This window comes from Rhizobium phaseoli (assembly GCF_010668805.1).
Lineage (GTDB): Bacteria > Pseudomonadota > Alphaproteobacteria > Rhizobiales > Rhizobiaceae > Rhizobium > Rhizobium phaseoli_A.
The window spans coordinates 206,575-226,900 of the sequence record NZ_WUFT01000003.1 but is presented as its reverse complement, the minus strand read 5'-3'; the positions used below and the strand labels follow the sequence as shown (position 1 = coordinate 226,900).

Genomic DNA, 20,326 nt, shown 5'->3' with positions numbered 1-20,326 from the left:
CTTCTACGGGGACATGCGCCATGGAAATTTTTTCTGTGCGGTCTTCTCAGAGTTTGCTTTTTAAAAACAATCCTAATAACGCAAAAACTTCGAAGACCTCTGATATTGAAATCGAGACCAGGGCGGTGGCTCCAGCCTCGTTCCAGATCGACGACAATGGTGACGAAGGACCGGATTTCACCGCGGTCAGCCCTGGCGAATTGCGCAATTACGCGCGTCAGAGCTTCGACAGCGGCCTGATCGACCAAAGCACCTACGCAGCAATCTCCGAGCCGCTGCCGATGCACGCGATCGATCCGCTCGGCAACGTCATCGATCTCTCCAGCGTCACCGACGGCACCAGCTTCAATTTTCTCGATTATTACAAAAATCAGTTGCAGATCGCCATGTCGATCGGCGATCCCCAGGAGGTCCAGACGCTGAAATCGATCGTCAATTTCCTGGATAGCTAGGCTCTAAATCAAGCCTTGCGCCAGCCGATGAGGCCGGGTGTTGCATGCCAGAGTGCCTGGGCGGCAAACCCCATGAAAAGAACGCCGGAGCAGCGCACGATCAGCCGCTCATGCGCGCGATAAAAGCGGCGCACCGCACCTGCGCCGATGATGCCGATCAGGATGATGTCGGCCGTCACGAAACCGACGAACGACACACCGACAAGCCCCGGCAACGCCTCGAAATCAAGCACTTCGGCCGAGCCTGCGACCAGTGCGGTGAAGGTGGCGAGCGCCACCGGATAGCCCTTCGGATTGGTGACGCCGAAGATCAGACCGCGGCGAAACGGCCGCTCGACCACCACGAGAGCCTGCCCCGCGGCTTTCGGCTTGGCATTGACGGCGCTCCATCCGATCCAGGCGAGATAGAAGCCGCAGACGAGGCCGAGCAGGTCGAAGACGAAGGTTCCGATCGTCTTTGCCCCGACGATCGCGATCAGCGCCAGCGACGACCAGATGATATCCCCGACCAGATGCCCCATCATGAAGAAGGCGCCGGCCTTGCGGCCCTGCCCGGCACCGATGCCCAGCAGCTGCAGAAAGGCGGGGCCGGGAATGAGCACATAAAAGAGTGCCGCCAGAAAGGCGCCGACGACGAGAGACTGCGTCATGGAAATTCTCCGGGGATGATTTGGTAGACTAAGCGATGGCAGACTACCGTCAAGGGCTATGAAAAGCGGGATCGGGGATGATGGCGTTTGTGCCTTTGCTGAACAGGCGGTTCCGCCATTCAAGCGGGCCTCGACGACGCAGATTGCCTGACGATCCCAAGTGCATCGAGAGGGTGGTTCTCATTTTCACTGGGTACCGGCCCGGGCCTCTAGCCGGTAAATTTTCACCCATTCGATCAAGTGTCTCGCCAGATTGCCAATCGAAGCTGCCGGGCGTCACGAAGATCAAAGGTCCAGCGACGACGCAACGTCAAAAGGGTGAACATTATGGACAGACTCTTCTATATTGGCGTATCGGCCGCACTCTTTGCGGCCTTTGCCTTTTCGCTCAACTTTGTTGTGCCCTTCATCATGGGTGACTATTCCACCTTTGATTTTGCCCTCGTCCGTCATGTCGTCTCGGCTCTCGTCGGGCTTTACATTCTGTTTTCGCAGAAAGGTGCAATGCGCCATCTCACGCTTCGGAACTGTTTGCAGGCCGTCTGGCTCGCCTTCATTGGATATGTCGGCTACTTCCTGACGGTGACCGGAGCGGCCGTCTTTGCCGGGCCCGTCATCGCTCCGGCATTTCTCGGTCTGGTGCCGATCGTATTGATGATCATTGGCAATCAGCGTCAGGAATCATTGCCGTGGCGCTCCCTTATCGTGCCTTTGGCGCTGGTGCTGGTCGGCCTTATCCTCGTCAATGGCACCGCGTTCACGGCTGAAGGATTGAACTCCGTTAAATCCTTGTGGGTTGGTGTGCCGCTGGCGCTTGCTGCCGTGGGGCTTTGGGTCTGGTTCGCTCTCGCCAACCAGGCTGCACTCGCCGCCCGACCGGAAATGCCCTCCGGTGTGTGGTCGGGCCTGATATTGGTCGGAGGTGGCGTCTTAATGCTGGCCTTCTACCCTATCGGTGCCGCGATGGACCTCTTCCAGCTTCCAGCACTGGGATTCGGCTGGAGTGCCGCCGGCAGCCTGTATGTTTGGGGTGGATCCTTCGCGCTGCTGGCAACCGTAGGCGGCGTCTGGGCCTGGAATATTGCGTCACGGAGCCTGCCCGTTGCCTTGGCTGCACAATTGATCGTTTCGGAAACAGCCTTCGGTGTCATCGGCGGACTTATCGTGCATGCTCGTTGGCCAACCCCCATCGAAGTCGCTGGGGTGGTTGTCCTGATCGCCGGCGTTGTTCTGTCAGTGCGGATTTTCTACGATCGCCAATTTGCATCGGGAAAGATATCGCTTGCGCACGAGTGACCTGCTTCGCGTAGGGCCAGGTTCAGCGCAATACGCTCCGGCGAGACGGAGCAACCGATGCGCTCAGATTCTTCGATCGAACACAGCGACCGGCGTCTTCAGACGATAGAGCGTCGTCGGTCGCCGGGCTCTCTCGGTCTGTCGTTTTTCGCCCTCGACCACCTCGAGCAGATCGAGATCGTTGATCTTGCGGCGAAAGGCGCTTTGGTCCAGTCGTTCGCCCATCACCGTTTCATAGATTGCCTGCAGTTCCGACATCGTGAAGACCTCGGGAAGCAGCCTTGCCGGAATGGTCGAGTAGGCGCCCTTGCCGCGCAGCCGCTCCAGCGCCGCGATGATAATCTCATTATGATCGAAGGGCATCTCGCCTACGGCATCGACCGGCCGCAATTCCAGCGGGCTGGCGCCGCCTTCCAATGCTCCCCGCGGGACCAGCGCAAAATAGGCGATCGATACCGACCAGTCGCGAGGATCGCGCCGCGCCGACGCGAAGGTGCCAAGCTGTTCGAAGAAGATGCCCTCAAGGCCTGCCTTGGCCTTGAGGATACGCCGCACCGCCGCCTCCGCATCGGCGTCCTCGTCGGTGTGCAGATAGCCGCCGATCAGTGCCGGCACGCCGGCAAACGGCTCGGCCGACCGCGGCAGCAATGCCACGCATAGCCGTCCTTCGTGCAGGGTCAGCAAGACGATGTCGACCGTGACGATCGGTCGTGCGAATTCAGCCCCTGCCATCAACATCATCCCGCCTACCAATATCGGTTTTCATAGCGGCTAATCGCGAAAAACACAATTTGCAAATAGCAACTTGCAAAGTGCACTTTGCAAGTATATATAATTGGCACGAAGGCAGCGGGCAGGACGCCCGAGCCGGATCGCCAAGGCAACAGCAAAGGAGTGATGCCATGGGTATGGGACGTTTCAGCACGGCCGACTGGGCGGCCTACAACGCACGGCATGTGGATGGCCGCAGCCGGTCGGAAGTATTCGGCGCCACCGGCATTGATCCGCAGTTCGATCCGGCGCGTTTTGCCACCCGCGAGAGCCGCGACAGTGCCTACAATCCGCACTCGACCCCGATTATCCTGGCCTCGGATGTGACCGGCTCGATGGGCATGATCGCCCACGAGCTTATGCGCGGCGGGCTCATCACCCTGACGTCGGAGATTTACGACCGCCGACCGGTATCCGATCCGCATATCATGGTGGCGGCGATAGGAGATGCGTATACCGACGCGGCACCCCTGCAGGCCACCCAGTTCGAGGCCGATATCTCGCTTGCCAGCCAGATCCGCGCCTTGTGGCTGGAAGGCAATGGCGGTGGCAATGAGGGCGAGAGTTACAGCGCCGCCCACCTTCTGGCGGCGCTCAAAACCTCGACCGATGCCTTCGAAAGACACGGCCGCAAGGGCTATCTCTTCACCATTGGCGACGAGCCGGTTCACAATGGCATGACGGCCGACCAGATCGCCCGCATCTTCGGCATCGAACCGCCGCGTGGTCTGAACGCCCGAGAATGCCTGGCGATGGCGCAGAGATCCTACGAGGTCTTCCACATCGTCATCCGCGACGGCTATGCCGCCAGGCGGCTCGAGCGGGTGCTCGCGAGCTGGCAGCCGTTGCTGCCAGGCCGGACCTTCGTGCTCGATGATCACCGGCGCATTGCCGAACTGGTGGTCTCGATCATCGAGATCACCGAGGGCCGGGATGCCGGCGACGTCGCCGCCAGCTGGCCGGGTGCGGCTGCCGCAGTCGTCGCCAAGGCCATCGGCGAACGCCCGAAGCGGCGCCTGCTGCCATTCTTCTAATCCGGGAAAGTGCCAAGCACTTTCCCCAGGGATTTAAGCAAAGGGTTGGAGCGGTTCTGAACCGCTCTAGCCCATACCTTCCAGAACAAAAGCCGCGGCGCGCTCCGGGCGCCATTTTGAGGAGCAGAGCATGAGCAGCCAGGCACAGGCCGTAATAGGCGCGCTTTATGGCGACGAAGGCAAGGGACTGATGGTCGATCGCCTCGCCGCAGCCACGCCGGGGGCCGTGGTGGTTCGCAGCAATGGCGGGGCTCAGGCCGGTCATACCGTGCTTGGCGACGCCGGTGCCCGTCATGTCTTTCACCATGTCGGCGCGGGCAGCTTTGCCGGGGCTGTCACCCATTTCAGCCGTTTCTTCGTCGCTCATCCGATGCTGCTGCTCGACGAATTGGCCGCCCTCGGCCAGCTGGGTGTGAAGCCTGAGATCAGCAGCGACCCGCGTGCGCCGGTCACCACGCCGTTCGACGTCATCATCAACCAGGCCTTGGAGCTGGCGCGCGGCGCCGCCCGTCATGGCAGTTGCGGCCTCGGCTTCGGTGAGACCATCGAGCGCAATCTGCACCCGGAATTCGCCCTCTCGACCAAGAATCTGTTCCGCCCCGATCTGCACGCCCGCCTTGTTTCCATCCGCGATGCCTGGGTGCCACTCCGGCTGGCCGCCCTCGGCATCACCGCCCTGCCCGCAGAACTGGCCACCGCACTGGCTGACGACACCACCATCGCCCGCTTCGAGGCCGATTGCGCCGCCTATCTCGACCGCGTCACGCTCTGGCCCGACCGACGGCTGTGCGAACGCCGCTCTGTTATCTTCGAAGCGGCACAGGGCCTCGGGCTTGATCAGGACAGTGGCGTTTTTCCCCACGTCACCCGTTCGAAAACCGGGCTCGCCAACATGCTCGCTGTCGCCGCCGAGGCGGGTATCACCGAGCTGGACGCGACATATGCGACGCGCTGCTACACCACCCGGCACGGCGCAGGGCCCCTCAAGGGGGAAGTTGCCGCACTCCCCGGCATCAATGTCGTCGACCCCACCAATGCTCCGAACGAGTGGCAGGGATGCCTAAGGCTTGCGCCGCTCGATCTCGGCCCGTTGCGTGAGGCCATCACCCGCGATCTGACGTCGGACCGCAACGGTATCACGGTCAGAGCAGGGCTTGCGGTGACCTGCCTCGATCAGACGGAGGATGGTTTTACCGTGACGGATTGCGGAGGGGTGATGCCGCTTGATCCTGCCAAAGCGGCGGCTGATATAGCCGAACTGGTCGGCCTGCCGCTCTGGGCCGAGAGCTGGGGACCGCGGCGCGGGGATGTCAGGCTGTATATGGATGCAGCCGCGGCAGAAATCGCTGAGCAATGAAAGAGCCCGCGCGGCAATGCCGGCGGGCTCATATCCGGTGCGCAAGCGACCGTGACTACTTCTTGAGATTGCGCTTGCCGAGCGTACGCAGGCGCAGCGCGTTGAGCTTGATGAAGCCGGCGGCATCCTTCTGGTCGTAGGCGCCCTGATCGTCCTCGAAGGTGACGAGCTTGTCGGAATAGAGCGACTTTTCGCTTTCGCGGCCGATGACCATGACATTGCCCTTGTAGAGCTTCAGCGTCACTTCGCCTTCGACATGCTCCTGGCTCTTGTCGATCAGCGCCTGCAGCATCTCGCGCTCCGGCGAGAACCAGAAGCCGAAATAGATCAGCTCGGCGTAGCGCGGCATGATCTCGTCCTTGAGATGGGCGGCACCCCGGTCGAGCGTGATCGATTCGATAGCGCGATGCGCCGAGAGCAGGATCGTGCCGCCTGGCGTTTCGTAGACGCCGCGCGACTTCATGCCGACATAACGGTTCTCGACGAGGTCGAGACGGCCGATGCCGTTGTCGCGGCCGTAATTGTTGAGCGTCGCCAAGAGTGTCGCCGGGCTCATCCGCACGCCATTGATCGAAACCGCGTCACCCTTTTCGAAATCGACCTTGATCACCGTTGCCTTGTCGGGTGCAGCCTCGGGCGAAATGGTGCGCATGTGCACATATTCCGGCGCCTCCTGAGACGGGTCCTCGAGAACCTTGCCCTCGGAGGACGAATGCAGAAGGTTGGCGTCGACGGAGAACGGCGCCTCGCCCTTCTTGTCCTTGGCAACGGGGATCTGATGCTGTTCGGCGAAGGCCAGCAGGTCGGTGCGGCTCTTGAACGCCCAGTCGCGCCACGGCGCGATGATCTTGATGTCGGGGTTCAAAGCATAGGCGGACAGCTCGAAACGGACCTGGTCGTTGCCCTTGCCGGTCGCGCCATGGGCGATCGCATCGGCGCCCGTCTTGCGGGCGATATCGATCAGATGCTTGGAAATCAACGGACGGGCGATCGAGGTGCCGAGCAGGTAGACGCCCTCGTAAACGGCATTGGCACGGAACATCGGGAAGACGAAATCGCGCACGAATTCCTCGCGCACGTCCTCGATGTAGATCTCCTTGATGCCGAGCATTTCGGCCTTCTTGCGCGCCGGCTCCAGCTCTTCGCCCTGGCCGAGATCGGCGGTGAAGGTGACGACTTCGGCGCCGAGCTCGGTCTGCAGCCACTTCAGGATGATCGAGGTGTCGAGGCCGCCGGAATAGGCGAGAACGACTTTCTTCACGTCTTTGTATGATGCCATGATGATGAGGTCCGTTGCATAAAAGGCCGGCGAAAACCCGGTGTCGCGGCACTTTTAGCGAGATTGGCGCGTGACGCAAGGGCAAGCGCGACGGCCCATGCGCCAATAGCGTTTGACAGCGCCAAAGCGGAGCCCATATTCGGCTGCGTCCGAACAACGCTCCTGGAGAGACCGAGCCGTGACGAATATTCAAGACATTTTCAAGAAGTCCAATGTTGCCGTCATCACCGGCGGCGCTTCCGGCATCGGCCTGGCGGCGGCAAAATATTTCGCCGGGCGCGGCATGAGCGCCGTCATCGCCGATCTCGGCGGCGACCGGCTGGCCGAGGCCGCCGAAGAACTCAAGGCCATCGCCGGCGAGGAGAATGTGATGGCGGTCGAAACCGACGTCGCATCCAAGGACTCGCTGGAGGCGCTCGAACGCGCCGTGCTCCAGCGTTTCGGCCGCGTGCACGTGCTGATGAACAATGCCGGCATCGGCCCGGAAACCTCGATCTTCAGCTCGCAGGGGAACTGGGACCATATCTTCGCCGTCAATCTGATGGGCGTCATCAACGGTACGCGCACCTTCGGCCCGAAGATGCTGTCGCACGGTGAACCCGGCCTGATCATCAACACCGGCTCGAAGCAAGGCATCACCACGCCGCCCGGCAATCCCGCCTACAATATCTCCAAATCGGGCGTGAAGGTCTTTACCGAAGCGCTCGAGCACGAGCTTCGCAACATCGACGGCGGAAAGATCTCCGCACATCTGCTGATCCCCGGCTTCGTCTTCACCGGCCTCACCAAGGGCGACCGCGCGGAAAAGCCGGCCGCCGCCTGGACGCCGGAGCAGACCGTCGATTTCATGGTCGAAAGTCTCGAGCGCGGCGATTTCTATATCCTCTGCCCCGACAATGACGTGGCCCGGCCGGTCGACGAACGCCGCATGGCCTGGGCAGCCGGCGACATCATCGACAACCGCCCGCCGCTGTCACGCTGGCACAAGGATTACGGCGACAAGTTCAAGGCCTTCCTGGAACAGAAGTGATCGGTACTATTCCAAGGTTTGATTGGTAATTTTCTGGAAGCCGAGTAAGAAATCGTCGGATCTTTCCGGCTTTCAGAGTGTGCCATGGATTTCCTGCCCAGCCTGTCGACGCTTCTCGCCTTTGCCGCCGCGACGCTGTTGCTGGCGGCGACCCCAGGCCCCGACATGACGCTGTCGATCAGCCGTTCGCTGGCCCAGGGCAAGAAGGCGGCTCTTTTCGTCGTTGTCGGCACCAGCCTCGGGATCGTCGTTCATACCATGCTGGTCGCTTTCGGCATTTCTGCGCTGATCACCGCCTCGCCGACCGCCTTCCTGATCCTGAAGACCGGCGGTGCCGCCTATCTGCTCTGGCTGGCCGTGCAGGCGATCCGCTTCGGCTCGAAGCTCACCGTCGCCAAGGTCGAGGCGCGGAAGGGCTCGGCGCTTTCGAACATCTCGTCGGGTTTCTGGGTCAATCTTCTGAACCCCAAGGTCATCATCTTTTTCATGACCTTCCTGCCGCAATTCGTCAGCGCCGGCGATCCCGCCGTCACGCAGAAGCTGCTTTTCCTCGGGCTTTGCTTCATCCTGATCGGCATGCCGGTCAATGCCAGCGTCGTCTTTGCCGCCGACTGGCTGGCCTCCTGGCTGCAGACCAACAAGAAGGTGTTGCGCGGCATGGACTACACCTTCGCCGGCGTCTTCTCGATCTTTGCCGCGAAAATCCTGCTCACCCAGGCCAGATGATCAGCCAATCCGCGGTCGCTAGACGATCAGCACGCTGTCGGCCTTAGCCGATCACGCTGTCGCCTTAGCCGATCAGCAAAGCATCATCGTCGAGCGTCTGGCCGCGCATCTTGCGGAACATGGCGATCAGGTCCTCGACCTGGAGGTTCTTTCGGTTGTCGCCCGCCACGTCGAGAACGATCTCGCCGCCATGCAGCATAATCGTGCGGTGGCCGTAATCCAGCGCCTGACGCATCGAGTGCGTCACCATCATCGTCGTCAGCTTGCGCTCGGCAACGATCTTCTGGGTGAGGTTCATCACGAACTCCGCCATCCCGGGATCGAGCGCTGCCGTATGTTCGTCGAGCAGCAGCACTTCCGAGCCTGCAAGCGTCGCCATGACAAGCGAAACGGCTTGGCGCTGGCCGCCGGAGAGCAGATCCATGCGGTCCTTCAGCCGGTTTTCCAGCCCGAGATTGAGTTCGGCAATCCGCTCCCGGAAATAATCGCGCCTGTTGCCGCCGAGCGCTGGCGCAAGCCCGCGCTTCTCGCCGCGGCGGGCAGCCAGAGCAAGATTTTCCTCGATCGACAGCGAACCGCAGCTTCCCGTCAGCGGATCCTGGAAGACGCGCGCAACGAGACCGGCGCGCGATGCCGTCGACTTGCGCGTCACCTCGTTCTTGCCGATCAGCACCTGCCCCTCGCTCGGCAGGACGTCGCCGGCAAGCACGCCAAGCAGCGTCGATTTGCCGGCGCCGTTGGAGCCGATGACGGTGACGAAGGAGCCCTGCTCGATGGTCAGGCTGACACCGTTCAGCGCCTGCTTCTGCAACGGCGTGCCGCGGCCGAAAACGACCTTGATATCCTTGACGCTGATCATGATGCGGCACCTCCGCGGAGACGGGGAAGGATGAGCGCCACCGTCACCAGCACCGCCGTCACGAAATTGAGGTCGGACGCCTGCAGGCCGATGACGTCGCTCGACAGCGCCAGCTGGATGGCGATGCGATAGAGGATCGAGCCGAGCACGCAGCCGATCAACGCGATCAACAACCCGCGGCGCCCGAGCAGCGTCTCGCCGATGATGACGGCGGCAAGACCGACGACGATGGTACCGACACCCGAAGTGACGTCGGCAAAGCCGTTGGTCTGGGCAAACAGCGCACCGCCAAACGCCACCAGCGCATTCGAGATCGCCATGCCGAGATAGATCTGCCGGCTGGTATCGACGCCCTGGGCGCGGGCCATCCGCGCATTGGCGCCGGTCGCCCGCATGGCAAGCCCGGCGTCGCTTTCGAGGAAACGCCAGACCAGGACGAGGGCGACGATCACAAGAACGCCGACGAAGAGCGGCCGCACGTAGAAATCGCGAAGGCCATGGCCGAAGAACGGGCTGATCATCGTATCGGCATTGATGAGGGCGACATTGGGCTTGCCCATCACCCTGAGATTGACGGAAAACAGCGCGATCATCGTCAGGATCGAGGCGAGCAGGTTGAGGATCTTGAAGCGCACGTTGAGCAGCGCCGTTACCATGCCCGCACCGGCACCGGCCGCCATCGCGACCAGGGCCGCAAGCCAGGCATTGAGACCGGCGATGATCAGCACCGCGGTCACCGCAGCACCTAGCGGAAACGAGCCGTCGACCGTCAGATCGGGAAAGTCGAGAATGCGGAAGGCGAGATAGACGCCGAGAGCGACGAAGGAATAGACCAGACCGAGCTCGACGGCCCCCCAGAATGCGATTTGGCTCAAGGCTTTTGGCCCCTTTTTGTTGCCGTTCCGCCCGTCGCGAAACCGCAGCCTTTTAATACTTGAGCCGCCCCCGTGCAAACGGGAGCGGCTGAATGTGAATAGTCGATGGAACGACGACCGATTATTCGATGACCTTAGTGGCGCGAGAAAGCACGCTCTGCGGCAGGGTGACGCCCATCTTGGCCGCAGCCGCCTTGTTGACGACGAGATCGCTGCCCGCGGCAGTCTTGACCGCGATATCACCGGGGTTTTCGCCCTTCAGCACCCGCACGACGATTTCGCCCGTCTGCTTACCGACATCGTAATAGTTGAAGCCGAGGGCAGCGATCGACCCGCGCGAAACCGAATCCGTATCGGCGGTGAAGAGCGGCAGCTTGCTCTCCTCGGCAACCGCGACGGCGCCTTCGAGCGCCGAGATGATGGTGTTGTCGGTCGGGATGTAGATCGCGTCGGCACGGCCGACGAGGGCGCGGGCCGCACCCTGGACCTCGGCCGACTTGGTCGCAGCCGATTCCACAACCTTCAGGCCGGCCTTTTCGGCTTCGACCTTCAGGACGGCGAGCAGCGAAACGGAATTGGCCTCGCCGGAGTTGTAGAGATAGCCGATGGTTTTCACATCGGGCAGGATTTCCTTGATCAGCGCCAGATGCTCGGCGACCGGCGACATATCGGAAAGGCCGGTGACGTTGCCGCCGGGCTTGTCCATGTTCTTAACCAGTTGGGCGCCGAGCGGATCCGACACGGCGGTGAAGACGACCGGAATGTCGCGCGTCGAGGAGACGACCGCCTGGGCCGAGGGCGTCGAGATCGGCACGATGACATTCGGCTCGTCGCCGGCGAACTGGCGGGCAATCTGAGCGGCCGTCGCCGGATTGCCCTGCGCTGACTCGAACACGAATTTCAGGTTCTCGCCTTCCTTGTAGCCGGCGGCCGTCAGCGCATCGAGAACGCCCTTGCGGGCTGCATCCAGCGCCGGATGCTCGACGATCGCCGTCACGGCGACCGTGACGTTGTCAGCCTTTGCGGGCAGGGAAAGCGCCAAACTGGCGGCAAGAGCGAGCAGAATCGGGCGCATTTGTATCCTCCTGATTGATTTTGGCGGCACTATTAGGAAAAGCGCATGCTTAAATCAATGCAGGAGAATTGTAGCAAGGATCAAACTTGCTGATCAGTCGTCGGCGCCGTGATTGGCGATCATCATCGCCTCGAAGGCCAGGCGCTCGGTCTTGCGCATCCGTTCGGAGTCCGATTTCAGCTGGCCGCAGGCGGCAAGAATGTCGCGGCCGCGCGGCGTGCGGATCGGCGAGGCGTAACCGGCTGAATTGATGAAATCGGCGAACTTTTCGATCTGCTCCCAGTCGGAACACTGGTAATTGGTGCCGGGCCAGGGATTGAACGGAATGAGGTTGATCTTCGCCGGCACGCCTTTCAAGAGCTTGATCAGCCCCTTGGCGTCTTCAAGGCTGTCGTTGACATCTTTCAGCATGACATATTCGAAGGTGATGCGTCGTGCATTGGAAAGGCCGGGATAGGCCTTGCACGCCTCGATCAGCTCCTTCAGCGGATACTTCTTGTTGATCGGCACGAGAATGTCGCGCAGGTCATCGCGCACCGCATGCAGCGAGATTGCCAGCATGACGCCGATCTCCTCGCCGGTGCGGAAGATCTCCGGCACGACGCCGGAGGTGGACAGCGTCACGCGACGCCTGGACAGCGACAGGCCGTCGCCATCCGTGGCGATCAGCAATGCCTGCTTGACGGCGTCGAAATTATAGAGCGGCTCACCCATGCCCATCATCACGATATTGCTGACCTTGCGGCCCTCGGCAGGCATGATCGTTCCTTGCGGCGCTTCACGATCCGGGAAGTCGCCGAGCCGGTCGCGGGCAAGCAGCAACTGCGACAGAATTTCCTCCGCCGTCAGGTTGCGCACCAGCCTCTGTGTCCCGGTATGACAGAAGGAACAGGTGAGCGTGCAGCCGACCTGGCTGGAAAGACAGAGCGTGCCGCGGCCCTCTTCCGGAATATAGACGGCTTCGATCTCGACGGGGCGCCCGGCGCCCCGCGCGGGAAAGCGCAGCAGCCATTTGCGCGTGCCGTCGTTGGAGACCTGTTCCTCGACGATCTCCGGACGTTCGATGGTGAAATGCTGCTTCAGCATCTCACGCATATCCTTGGCGACATTCGTCATATGGTCGAAATCGGAGACGCCGCGCACATAGATCCAGTTCCAGAGCTGCGCGACGCGCATCTTGATCTGCTTCTCGGCCACTCCCTTTTCCCGGAGTGCCGCTCCCATCTCCTCGCGCGACAGCCCGATCAAAGACGGCTTTTCCAGGCTGGCGGCGGTGTGCGCCTGCGGCTTGCTAACAACGATCGCATCCATGACGGACATAGGCATTCATCCCGAATTCAAACATGTCCTGCCCCTGCGAGCCCGCATGCTTCAGGGTGAACCGGAAGACTTGCGGACGCATGACGGCAGATCGGCAAAAATTGAATGGCGGAACGGCGACTGATCGCGATCTATCCGCTGTTGGCGCGCCCTTTAGCATCATTTTGCCCGCGCGTCACTATAGATGGAAAACAGCAAGGCCGGCGCAAGGCCGGCCTCTTGAAACTCTGCGGCTCAAGACCGCTTACTTGCAGCTTTCGATCTGCTTCAGCGCAGCCGAGATGCCGGAGAGCGAATAGCTGTAAGAGGTGCCGGTGCCCTTGCGGGAAACGGCATTCACCGTCATCGAATGACCGGTCTTCATCGCCGCGACGAGAGCCGGCTCCTGGGCGGCATTCTCGACCCATCCGGCCTTGTCCTTGGTGAACATCACGAAGGTCTTGTTGTCGATGACGACGTTGATCTTCGAATTTTCCTTCACCGTATAGCCCATCATCGCCTGCGGTTCGTAGGAGATGTTCTGGCCCGGACGCTGCGAGACGATGAAGAAGTTGTCGCCGTGGTCGACGCTTGCCGGCTGCTTTGCCGTCGGAACGGACAGCACATAGCATACGGTGCTGTTGCCCGATTTGTAGGAGTAGGCGCCCCATGCCTGGAACTGCTGGATGCGGTTCGGCGCAGCGGCCTGCTGCGCTGCCGCAACTCCGGCCATGACAAGGGTGAGTGCGAGAGCGGATACGATACTTTTTACAAACATGGATTCCTGCCGGTTCTTGCGATCAAGGCCCGAAGCGATCATAGCGGGCGCCGCATAATCACGATCTGCTTTATTTTGACTTAATTCAGGTTACCAAATGGTCAACAATAGCCGCGATTTGTATGTGCCTGTGTCATTTCAGCTCGAGTGTCAATTTTCGACCCTTTGACGGCATCGGCCGCAACACCGTGTCCCGATGGTGCTGGCCGTCCGTTCCGCTGAATTTAAGACACAAAGATTCAGGCAAGAGTTTGACCTTTCCCAAATCCGTTGTACCTCATTAAGACTTGGAAATCCGATACGATTTTATTGCGCAGGGGGCTGGTGAGGAGACATGGATGCCGAGGAAAGACAGCGTTTCGCTGCCCTCGCGAAGGCCGTCGCCAGAGATCGCGACCAGCAGGCCTTTTCCATCCTGTTCGACTATTTCGCGCCCCGGCTGAAAGCCTGGCTGATGCGCCAGAAGATGACGTCAGGCGAGGCCGAGGAACTGGTTCAGGAGATCATGATCGTGCTCTGGCACAAGGCGGATCTCTACGATGCCACGCGATCTTCGCTTTCCACATGGCTTTTCCGCATTGCCCGCAACCGCCGCATCGACCTGCAGCGCCGCACCAATACCCGCATCATTGATGAGACCGATCCGGCCCTGCAGCCGCCGGCCGATATCGGCGCGGAAGAAATCATCGCCAATGACGATCGCGACGCCAGGATACGCGCCGCCGTCGGCCAATTGCCGGAGGAGCAGCGCGACATGCTGCGCGCCGCCTTCTTCCTCGGTCAATCGCATTCGGAAATCGCCGAAGCGACCGGGCTGCCGCTCGGCACGGTCAAGTCGCGTATCCGGCTTGCCTTCGCCAAGCTCCGCAAGGTGCTGGAACGCGAGATGGCCTAATGCATGTCGCCCGGAAGTGTGCAGCGGTTCCGGGATAACGACATGCATAAACAAAGGATTAAAGCACGTCACATGAATCAGATTTGATGCGACGCGCTTTAGATCGTCTTCATCGTATCTTCAGTCTGGTCGGCCAGAACGCGGTCGGCCGCCTCATAGTGACCTGGGCGGATATGGCCACGCACCATGGCGAAGGCGGCCGAGAGCACGGCAATATCGTCGGAAAAGCCGATGACGGCGAAAACATCCGGGATCATGTCGATCGGCATGACGAAATAGGCAAGCGCAGCAAGCAGCACGCCGCGAACCTTTGTCGGCGTCTGCGGATCGAGCGCGCAGTAAAAACCGGCAACGACATCGCGTGAGAAGGGAATCTGCCGCACAGCCCGCCGGAAAGTCGGCCAGAATTTCTGCCTTACGGTCTTTTCCCGTCGGCTCTGCGTGTCCTCGTCGCCCGGCAACAGGATTTCCCCGAATTTGACGTCGTTCATCCCTGCCTCCTTTCGTCCATGCGAACATATGGGGATGGCGCCCACTCTTTCAATCGCCCCGCTTTCAGACGCCGCGTCGCGCCGCAACCTTCTCCATCGCCTTGGCCAGCTTGAAATCCAGCTCCGTCAGTCCGCCGGCATCATGCGTGTTCAGCGTCACGTCCACCCTGGAATAGACGTTGAACCATTCAGGATGGTGGTTGAGTTTTTCGGCCGTGATCGCCGCCTCCGTCATGAAACCGAAAGCCTCGACAAAGTTTGCAAACTTGAAGCTCTTCGATATCGAAGAGGCGGCATCATTGAGCGCCCAGCCTGCAAGCTCCGCCAGTTGCGCCTCGACCGCCGTCCGTTCAAGTCTTTCCATTTTCATGCCATGCTCCTCCTATGTGTCCGACAGGTCTATCGATGAAACGCATCAGCATCCTCTTCGTTTGCATGGGCAATATATGCCGTTCTCCACTCGCGGAAGGAATTTTCAGCCACCTGGTCGCCGAGGCGGGCCTGACCCGCCGTTTCACGGTCGATTCCGCCGGCACTGGCGGCTGGCATGAAGGCGCGCCGCCCGACCGGCGGTCGATTGCCACCACTCAAAATCACGCCATCGATATTTCAGGACAGCGTGCCCGCCGTGTCCGCTCCAGCGATTTCAGGGATTTCGATCTGATCCTGGCCATGGACCGCGACAACCTGGCAGCACTCGAGAAGATCGCGCCGCCTGAGGCAAACATTCGCCTCTTCGGTGATATCGCGCTCAAAACGGGAGAGGATATTCCCGATCCCTATTATGGCGGCCCGGCAGGTTTCGAGCTGGTCTACGCCAGGCTCTTGACCGGCTGCAGCAGCCTGCTCGAAACGCTGGGCGTCGAGCGCGCCTCGTGCAGCGGGAACACTTCCTCGGTAAGGTAAGGGCCGCCGCCGACCGATTCGCGCGACGACAGCAGCACGAAGCGCGGCGCGGTGAAGGTTGTGGTGTGGAAGTTGCCGCGTCCCGCCAGATATTGCACGACATCGTCGAGCCGCGACGATTTCAGCCGCGCCAGCGTCACATGCGGCATGAATTTGCGCGGATCCGGCGGCAGGCCGATACGCTGGCAGATGCGCTCGATCTCACCCTGCAGCGCATGCATTTCAGGCGATTGCGAAACACCGGCCCAGACCGAATGCGGTTTCTTCGAGCCGAAGGAACCGATGCCTTCGAGCCGGAACTGGAATTCCGGCCGGTCGATCCGGTCGAGGCGTTCTACGATTTCATCGGCCGTGCGGCCGTCGACATCACCAATGAAGCGCAGCGTGATGTGGTAATTCTCCACATCGATCCATCGTGCTCCGGGGAGGCCACCGCGCAGCAATGAAAGGCTCATCGCCGCATTGCGCGGAATTTCGAGGGCGGTAAACAGTCTCGGCATAACGAGCACTCCCCGAATCTTTTGCAGATGCTTACACGGAATCACGCAATCAACAGCCGCGCAAGTCCCTAATTCTTCACAGAAGAAATCGCTTCGACGAAATTTGTGACGGCGGGCTCCATCTTCCTGACCATGATCTCGACACCTCTCGTGTTCGGATGCATGCCGTCTTCGAGTTTAAGCCCTGGATCCAGCGCGACACCGTCGAGAAAAAACGCATAGAGCGGAAGTCCGTGTTTTTCCGAAAGTCTCTGGTAAATCGGATTGAACCGCGCCGCATAATCCGCTCCCATGTTCGGCGGCGCCATTATGCCGGCAAGCAAAACGGCGATCCCGCGATCCTTTAGCCGAGCAATCATCTGATCGAGATTCTTCTCGCTTTCTTCAGGCGGGATGCCGCGCAACGCATCATTGGCGCCAAGCTCCAAAATGACGCCATCGGTGCCGTCAGGTATCGACCAATCGATGCGCGCAAGTCCCCCTGACGTCGTGTCGCCGGAGACCCCGGCATTGGCAACGGCAACATCGAGCCCCTTCGCCTTCAGGGCCGCCTGCAGCTTTTCCGGAAAGCCGTCGCCGGGCGGCAGCTGGTAGCCCGCCATCAAACTGTCCCCGAAACCGACGAGATTGATCGTCCGGGCATCGGCTGCAGCGGCAAAGATCAGCGAGACGGCGATGACGGTGAATTGAAGCGCGGCAACTTTAAATCTCATTCTGGCTTCCCTAGATTGGCGAAGTGCTGTTATGCGGCCATTCGATTATGGATTTTATATAGGGCGATTTCTGTTGGCAAAAACCATCATCGAGTTGAAGGGCGCCGATCTGACGCTCGGCAGTGCAGCCGCCTCCGTGCATGTGCTGAAGGGCATCGATCTCGATATCGCTGCCGGTGAATCGGTCGGCATCGTCGGCCCGTCCGGTTCCGGCAAGTCGACCCTGCTGATGGTGCTGGCCGGGCTGGAAAAACTCGACAGCGGCGAGATCAACATCAACGACACGCCGCTCCACGCGCTGAGCGAGGATCAGGTCGCCGATTTCCGCGGCCGTAACATCGGTATCGTTTTCCAATCTTTCCACCTGATTGCCAACATGACGGCGCTGGAAAACGTTGCCGTGCCGCTGGAACTCGCCAATGTCGGCAATGCCTTCGAGATCGCCCATCGCGAGCTGAAATCGGTCGGCCTCGGCGAACGGCTGAACCACTATCCCGGCCAGCTTTCCGGCGGCGAACAGCAGCGCGTGGCGATCGCCAGGGCGCTCGCCCCTTCGCCCGCCCTGCTGATCGCCGATGAACCCACAGGCAATCTCGACACCGAGACCGGTCGCCAGATCGCCGACCTGCTGTTTTCAAAGCAAGTCGAACGCGGCATGACCCTGCTTCTCGTCACCCATGACGTCTCGCTCGCAAACCGCTGCTCGCGCCAGATCCGCGTCCGCTCCGGCAGGATCGAAGGCGACAGCGCCGCCCGCCACAACGCGGCGGCAATCGCATGAGCATCGTCACGCCGCGCGTCTCGCTCGCTTTTCGCCTGGCGCTCCGCGAGCTGCGCGGCGGCATTCGCGGCTTCTACATCTTCCTCGCCTGTATCGCGCTGGGCACCGGCGCCATCGCCGCCGTCAATTCCGTTTCGCAGTCAATCACCGACACGATCGCTTCGCAGGGGCAGGAGCTGCTGGCCGGCGACGTGCGCTTCGAGCTCAACAATCGCGAGGCGACGCCTGAGGAAATGGGCTTCCTCGACGGCCTCGGCACCGTTTCGGTGTCGACGGGCCTGCGCTCGATGGCCCGCAAACCTGACGGTTCCGATCAGGCGCTGGTCGAGGTCAAGGCCGTCGATGACGCCTACCCGCTCTACGGCCGCTTCGTGGCCGAGCCGGATTATCCGCTCGCAGCGCTGCTTTCAGGCCAAGGCGGCACCTATGGTGCGGTTGCAGCTCCGCTGCTTCTCGATCGGCTCGGGCTTGCGGTCGGCGACGAATTGCTGCTCGGCAACGTCAAGCTCAGCATCACCGGCACGGTGAAAACCGAACCGGATGCATTGTCGGAGGGTTTTGGCTTTGCGCCGCGCCTGCTCGTCAGCCGCCGGGCGCTCGCAGCCTCCGGGCTGATCCAGACGGGAAGCCTGGTCGAACATGCCTACAAGATCCGGCTGGAAGACAGGGGCGCGATGTCCGGCATCCAGGCGCGCGCCGCCAAGGAATTCCCCTCCGCCGGCTGGGCTGTTCGGACCAGCGACCGCGCCGCGCCCTCGCTCACCGAAAACATCACCCGCTTCTCGCAGTTCCTGACGCTGGTCGGCCTCACCGCGCTGATCGTCGGCGGCGTAGGTGTCGCCAATGCCGTCCGCGCCTTCCTCGATTCCAAACGCACCACCATCGCCACCTTCAAATGTCTCGGTGCGCCGGCGCAGGTCGTGGTGTTGATCTATCTCTTCCAGATCGCCATCATCGCGCTTGGCGGCATCCTGATCGGCCTTGTCATCGGCGCTCTATCGCCGATCTTCGCCGCGCAGTTCCTGGCGCAATTCCTGCCGGTATCCACAGCGCCGACCCTTTATCCCGGCGCCCTGCTGCTTGCCACGCTCTTCGGCATCCTGACGACACTCGCCTTCGCCATCCTGCCGCTCGGCCACGCCCGCGAAGTGCCGGCGACGGCACTCTTCCGCGAGCAGGGTTTCGAGGTCCGCCGCCTGCCCTCCTGGCCCTATATCCTGCTGGCCGCGCTGTTCATGGCCGCCCTTGCCGGCCTTGCCATCCTCACCGCCTATGACCGCTTCATCGCCGTCGTCTTCGTCGGTGCGATCGTCTTCGCCTTCATCGCCCTCCGCCTGGTCGCAGCAGCGATCGCCTGGCTTGCGCGCCGCAGCCCGCGGGTCAATTCGCCGGCATTGCGGCTGGCAATCGGCAACATCCACCGCCCCGGCGCACTGACGCCCTCGGTGGTGCTCTCGCTCGGCCTTGGCCTGGCATTGCTGGTGACGCTGACCTTGATCGACGGCAACCTGCGTCAGCAGTTGACCGGCCGTATGAACGAGGGCGCGCCGAACTTCTTTTTCGTCGATATCCAGAGCGCCGAGGTCGATGCTTTCCGCGATCTCGTCCGGGCGCAAGCGCCGAAGGGCAAGCTCGTGGAGGTGCCGATGCTGCGCGGCCGGATCGTCGCCTTCAACGGCGAAGATGTCACCAAGATGAACGTGCCGGCCGCCGGCCGCTGGGTGCTGAACGGCGATCGCGGCATAACCTATGCCGACACCCTGCCGGAGAACGCCGCGCTTACCGAAGGCAGCTGGTGGGACAAGGATTACAGCGGCGAGCCGCTCGTCTCCTTCTCCTCGGAAGAGGCGCATGAACTCGGCCTGAAGATCGGCGATAAGATCACCGTCAACGTGCTCGGCCGCAACATCACCGCGAAGATCGCCAATCTGCGCCGCGTCCAATGGGAATCGCTGTCGATCAATTTCGTCATGGTCTTCTCGCCGAACACCTTCCGCGGCGCCCCGCATGCCTGGCTAGCGACGCTGACCGATCCCTCCTCGACACCGGCCGAGGATGCAGCGATCCTGAAATCCGTCACCAACACCTATCCGACGATCACCAGCGTGCGCGTCAAGGACGCGATCGATATCGTCAACCAGCTGGTCGGCCAGCTTGCGACTGCAATTCGCGCCGCAGCCTCCGTTGCTCTCATCGCCTCGATCCTCGTGCTGGCCGGCGCGCTTGCCGCCGGGAACCGGGCGCGCACCCACGATGCGGTGGTGCTGAAGACGCTTGGCGCCACCCGCGCCATGCTGATTCGCGCCTTCAGCTACGAATATCTGATCCTCGGGCTGGCGACCGCGATCTTCGCGTTGATCGCCGGCGGCGTTGCCGCATGGTTCATCGTCGCCCGCATCATGCGCCTGCCCTCGACCTTCCTGCCCGATGTGGCGGGACTGACGCTGGTGACCGCGCTCGTCCTCACCGTCGGCATCGGCCTCATCGGCACCTGGCGGATCCTCGGGCAGAAGGCGGCGCCCGTCCTGCGCGAACTCTGACCGGATAGCGGCGCCCAAA

At 61.6% G+C, this 20,326-nt stretch carries 22 protein-coding genes; 10 read left to right on the top strand and 12 right to left on the bottom strand.

All coding sequences use genetic code 11. The features are described from left to right. Positions 1-20 precede the first annotated feature (20 nt). Positions 21-452 carry a hypothetical protein gene (locus GR197_RS06190; RefSeq protein ID WP_164007620.1) on the top strand — a complete coding sequence of 144 codons (432 nt, stop codon included), beginning with the start codon at positions 21-23 and terminating at the stop codon, positions 450-452. 8 nt (positions 453-460) lie between these two features. Here the strand turns inward: GR197_RS06190 and GR197_RS06185 are convergent, their stop codons facing one another. Continuing rightward, positions 461-1,102, bottom strand: a complete 642-nt coding sequence (locus GR197_RS06185) for a LysE family translocator (RefSeq protein ID WP_164007618.1) — start codon at positions 1,100-1,102, stop codon at positions 461-463. 327 nt (positions 1,103-1,429) lie between these two features. Between GR197_RS06185 and GR197_RS06180 the strand changes: the two genes are divergently transcribed. Continuing rightward, on the top strand, positions 1,430-2,398 hold the full coding sequence (locus GR197_RS06180) for a DMT family transporter (RefSeq protein ID WP_164007616.1): 969 nt from the start codon (positions 1,430-1,432) through the stop codon (positions 2,396-2,398). A gap of 63 nt (positions 2,399-2,461) precedes the next feature. On the opposite strand, the gene GR197_RS06175 is transcribed toward GR197_RS06180, so the two are convergent. Next, positions 2,462-3,130 carry an NUDIX hydrolase gene (locus GR197_RS06175; protein WP_164007614.1) on the bottom strand — a complete coding sequence of 223 codons (669 nt, stop codon included), beginning with the start codon at positions 3,128-3,130 and terminating at the stop codon, positions 2,462-2,464. A 170-nt stretch (positions 3,131-3,300) separates the two neighbouring features. Between GR197_RS06175 and GR197_RS06170 the strand changes: the two genes are divergently transcribed. Then, complete coding sequence (locus tag GR197_RS06170; RefSeq protein WP_164007612.1) at positions 3,301-4,203, top strand: hypothetical protein; 903 nt, start codon at positions 3,301-3,303, stop codon at positions 4,201-4,203. Between the two features lie 130 nt (positions 4,204-4,333). Next, positions 4,334-5,560: an adenylosuccinate synthetase gene (locus GR197_RS06165; RefSeq protein WP_164007610.1), complete on the top strand. Its 1,227-nt coding sequence runs from the start codon at positions 4,334-4,336 to the stop codon at positions 5,558-5,560. A 55-nt stretch (positions 5,561-5,615) separates the two neighbouring features. On the opposite strand, the gene GR197_RS06160 is transcribed toward GR197_RS06165, so the two are convergent. Further along, on the bottom strand, positions 5,616-6,839 hold the full coding sequence (locus GR197_RS06160; protein ID WP_164007608.1) for an argininosuccinate synthase: 1,224 nt from the start codon (positions 6,837-6,839) through the stop codon (positions 5,616-5,618). A 178-nt stretch (positions 6,840-7,017) separates the two neighbouring features. Between GR197_RS06160 and GR197_RS06155 the strand changes: the two genes are divergently transcribed. Both GR197_RS06155 and GR197_RS06150 read left to right on the top strand, forming a co-directional pair. Further along, a complete protein-coding gene (locus tag GR197_RS06155) occupies positions 7,018-7,869 on the top strand; it encodes an SDR family NAD(P)-dependent oxidoreductase (RefSeq protein ID WP_164007606.1) in 852 nt (283 codons plus the stop codon). An 84-nt stretch (positions 7,870-7,953) separates the two neighbouring features. Then, complete coding sequence (locus tag GR197_RS06150) at positions 7,954-8,595, top strand: LysE family translocator (protein ID WP_164007604.1); 642 nt, start codon at positions 7,954-7,956, stop codon at positions 8,593-8,595. A gap of 64 nt (positions 8,596-8,659) precedes the next feature. On the opposite strand, the gene GR197_RS06145 is transcribed toward GR197_RS06150, so the two are convergent. From GR197_RS06145 to GR197_RS06125, 5 genes are all read right to left on the bottom strand, one after another. After that, complete coding sequence (locus GR197_RS06145; protein ID WP_054182408.1) at positions 8,660-9,454, bottom strand: ABC transporter ATP-binding protein; 795 nt, start codon at positions 9,452-9,454, stop codon at positions 8,660-8,662. Then, on the bottom strand, positions 9,451-10,329 hold the full coding sequence (locus GR197_RS06140; protein ID WP_164007602.1) for an ABC transporter permease: 879 nt from the start codon (positions 10,327-10,329) through the stop codon (positions 9,451-9,453). The genes GR197_RS06145 and GR197_RS06140 overlap by 4 nt, the downstream gene beginning before the upstream one ends. Before the next feature lie 121 nt (positions 10,330-10,450). Then, complete coding sequence (locus tag GR197_RS06135) at positions 10,451-11,404, bottom strand: ABC transporter substrate-binding protein (protein ID WP_164007600.1); 954 nt, start codon at positions 11,402-11,404, stop codon at positions 10,451-10,453. A gap of 93 nt (positions 11,405-11,497) precedes the next feature. Next, positions 11,498-12,724 carry a 23S rRNA (adenine(2503)-C(2))-methyltransferase RlmN gene (rlmN, locus tag GR197_RS06130; protein ID WP_164007598.1) on the bottom strand — a complete coding sequence of 409 codons (1,227 nt, stop codon included), beginning with the start codon at positions 12,722-12,724 and terminating at the stop codon, positions 11,498-11,500. A 244-nt stretch (positions 12,725-12,968) separates the two neighbouring features. Further along, positions 12,969-13,481: an invasion associated locus B family protein gene (locus tag GR197_RS06125; RefSeq protein WP_007632470.1), complete on the bottom strand. Its 513-nt coding sequence runs from the start codon at positions 13,479-13,481 to the stop codon at positions 12,969-12,971. A gap of 334 nt (positions 13,482-13,815) precedes the next feature. Between GR197_RS06125 and GR197_RS06120 the strand changes: the two genes are divergently transcribed. After that, entirely contained in the window at positions 13,816-14,376 is a 561-nt protein-coding gene (locus GR197_RS06120; protein WP_164007596.1) for a sigma-70 family RNA polymerase sigma factor, read from the top strand. 98 nt (positions 14,377-14,474) lie between these two features. Here the strand turns inward: GR197_RS06120 and GR197_RS06115 are convergent, their stop codons facing one another. Both GR197_RS06115 and GR197_RS06110 read right to left on the bottom strand, forming a co-directional pair. Further along, positions 14,475-14,867 carry a YkvA family protein gene (locus GR197_RS06115; protein WP_164007594.1) on the bottom strand — a complete coding sequence of 131 codons (393 nt, stop codon included), beginning with the start codon at positions 14,865-14,867 and terminating at the stop codon, positions 14,475-14,477. 64 nt (positions 14,868-14,931) lie between these two features. Then, entirely contained in the window at positions 14,932-15,237 is a 306-nt protein-coding gene (locus tag GR197_RS06110; protein WP_164007592.1) for a 4a-hydroxytetrahydrobiopterin dehydratase, read from the bottom strand. 35 nt (positions 15,238-15,272) lie between these two features. Here GR197_RS06110 and GR197_RS06105 point away from each other — a divergent pair, with 35 nt between their 5' ends. After that, positions 15,273-15,773, top strand: coding sequence for a low molecular weight protein-tyrosine-phosphatase (locus tag GR197_RS06105; protein WP_164007590.1), 501 nt, complete (start codon positions 15,273-15,275; stop codon positions 15,771-15,773). Here GR197_RS06105 and thpR read toward each other — a convergent pair. Both thpR and GR197_RS06095 read right to left on the bottom strand, forming a co-directional pair. After that, positions 15,680-16,273, bottom strand: coding sequence for an RNA 2',3'-cyclic phosphodiesterase (thpR, locus tag GR197_RS06100; RefSeq protein WP_164007587.1), 594 nt, complete (start codon positions 16,271-16,273; stop codon positions 15,680-15,682). The genes GR197_RS06105 and thpR overlap by 94 nt on opposite strands. A 68-nt stretch (positions 16,274-16,341) precedes the next feature. Further along, a complete protein-coding gene (locus GR197_RS06095) occupies positions 16,342-16,986 on the bottom strand; it encodes an arylesterase (protein WP_164007585.1) in 645 nt (214 codons plus the stop codon). A 73-nt stretch (positions 16,987-17,059) separates the two neighbouring features. On the opposite strand from GR197_RS06095, the gene GR197_RS06090 reads away from it, so the two are divergent. Both GR197_RS06090 and GR197_RS06085 read left to right on the top strand, forming a co-directional pair. Next, entirely contained in the window at positions 17,060-17,767 is a 708-nt protein-coding gene (locus tag GR197_RS06090) for an ABC transporter ATP-binding protein (protein ID WP_164007583.1), read from the top strand. Beyond that, positions 17,764-20,307 carry an ABC transporter permease gene (locus tag GR197_RS06085; protein WP_164007581.1) on the top strand — a complete coding sequence of 848 codons (2,544 nt, stop codon included), beginning with the start codon at positions 17,764-17,766 and terminating at the stop codon, positions 20,305-20,307. Before GR197_RS06090 ends, GR197_RS06085 begins: the two co-directional genes overlap by 4 nt. Positions 20,308-20,326: the final 19 nt, after the last annotated feature.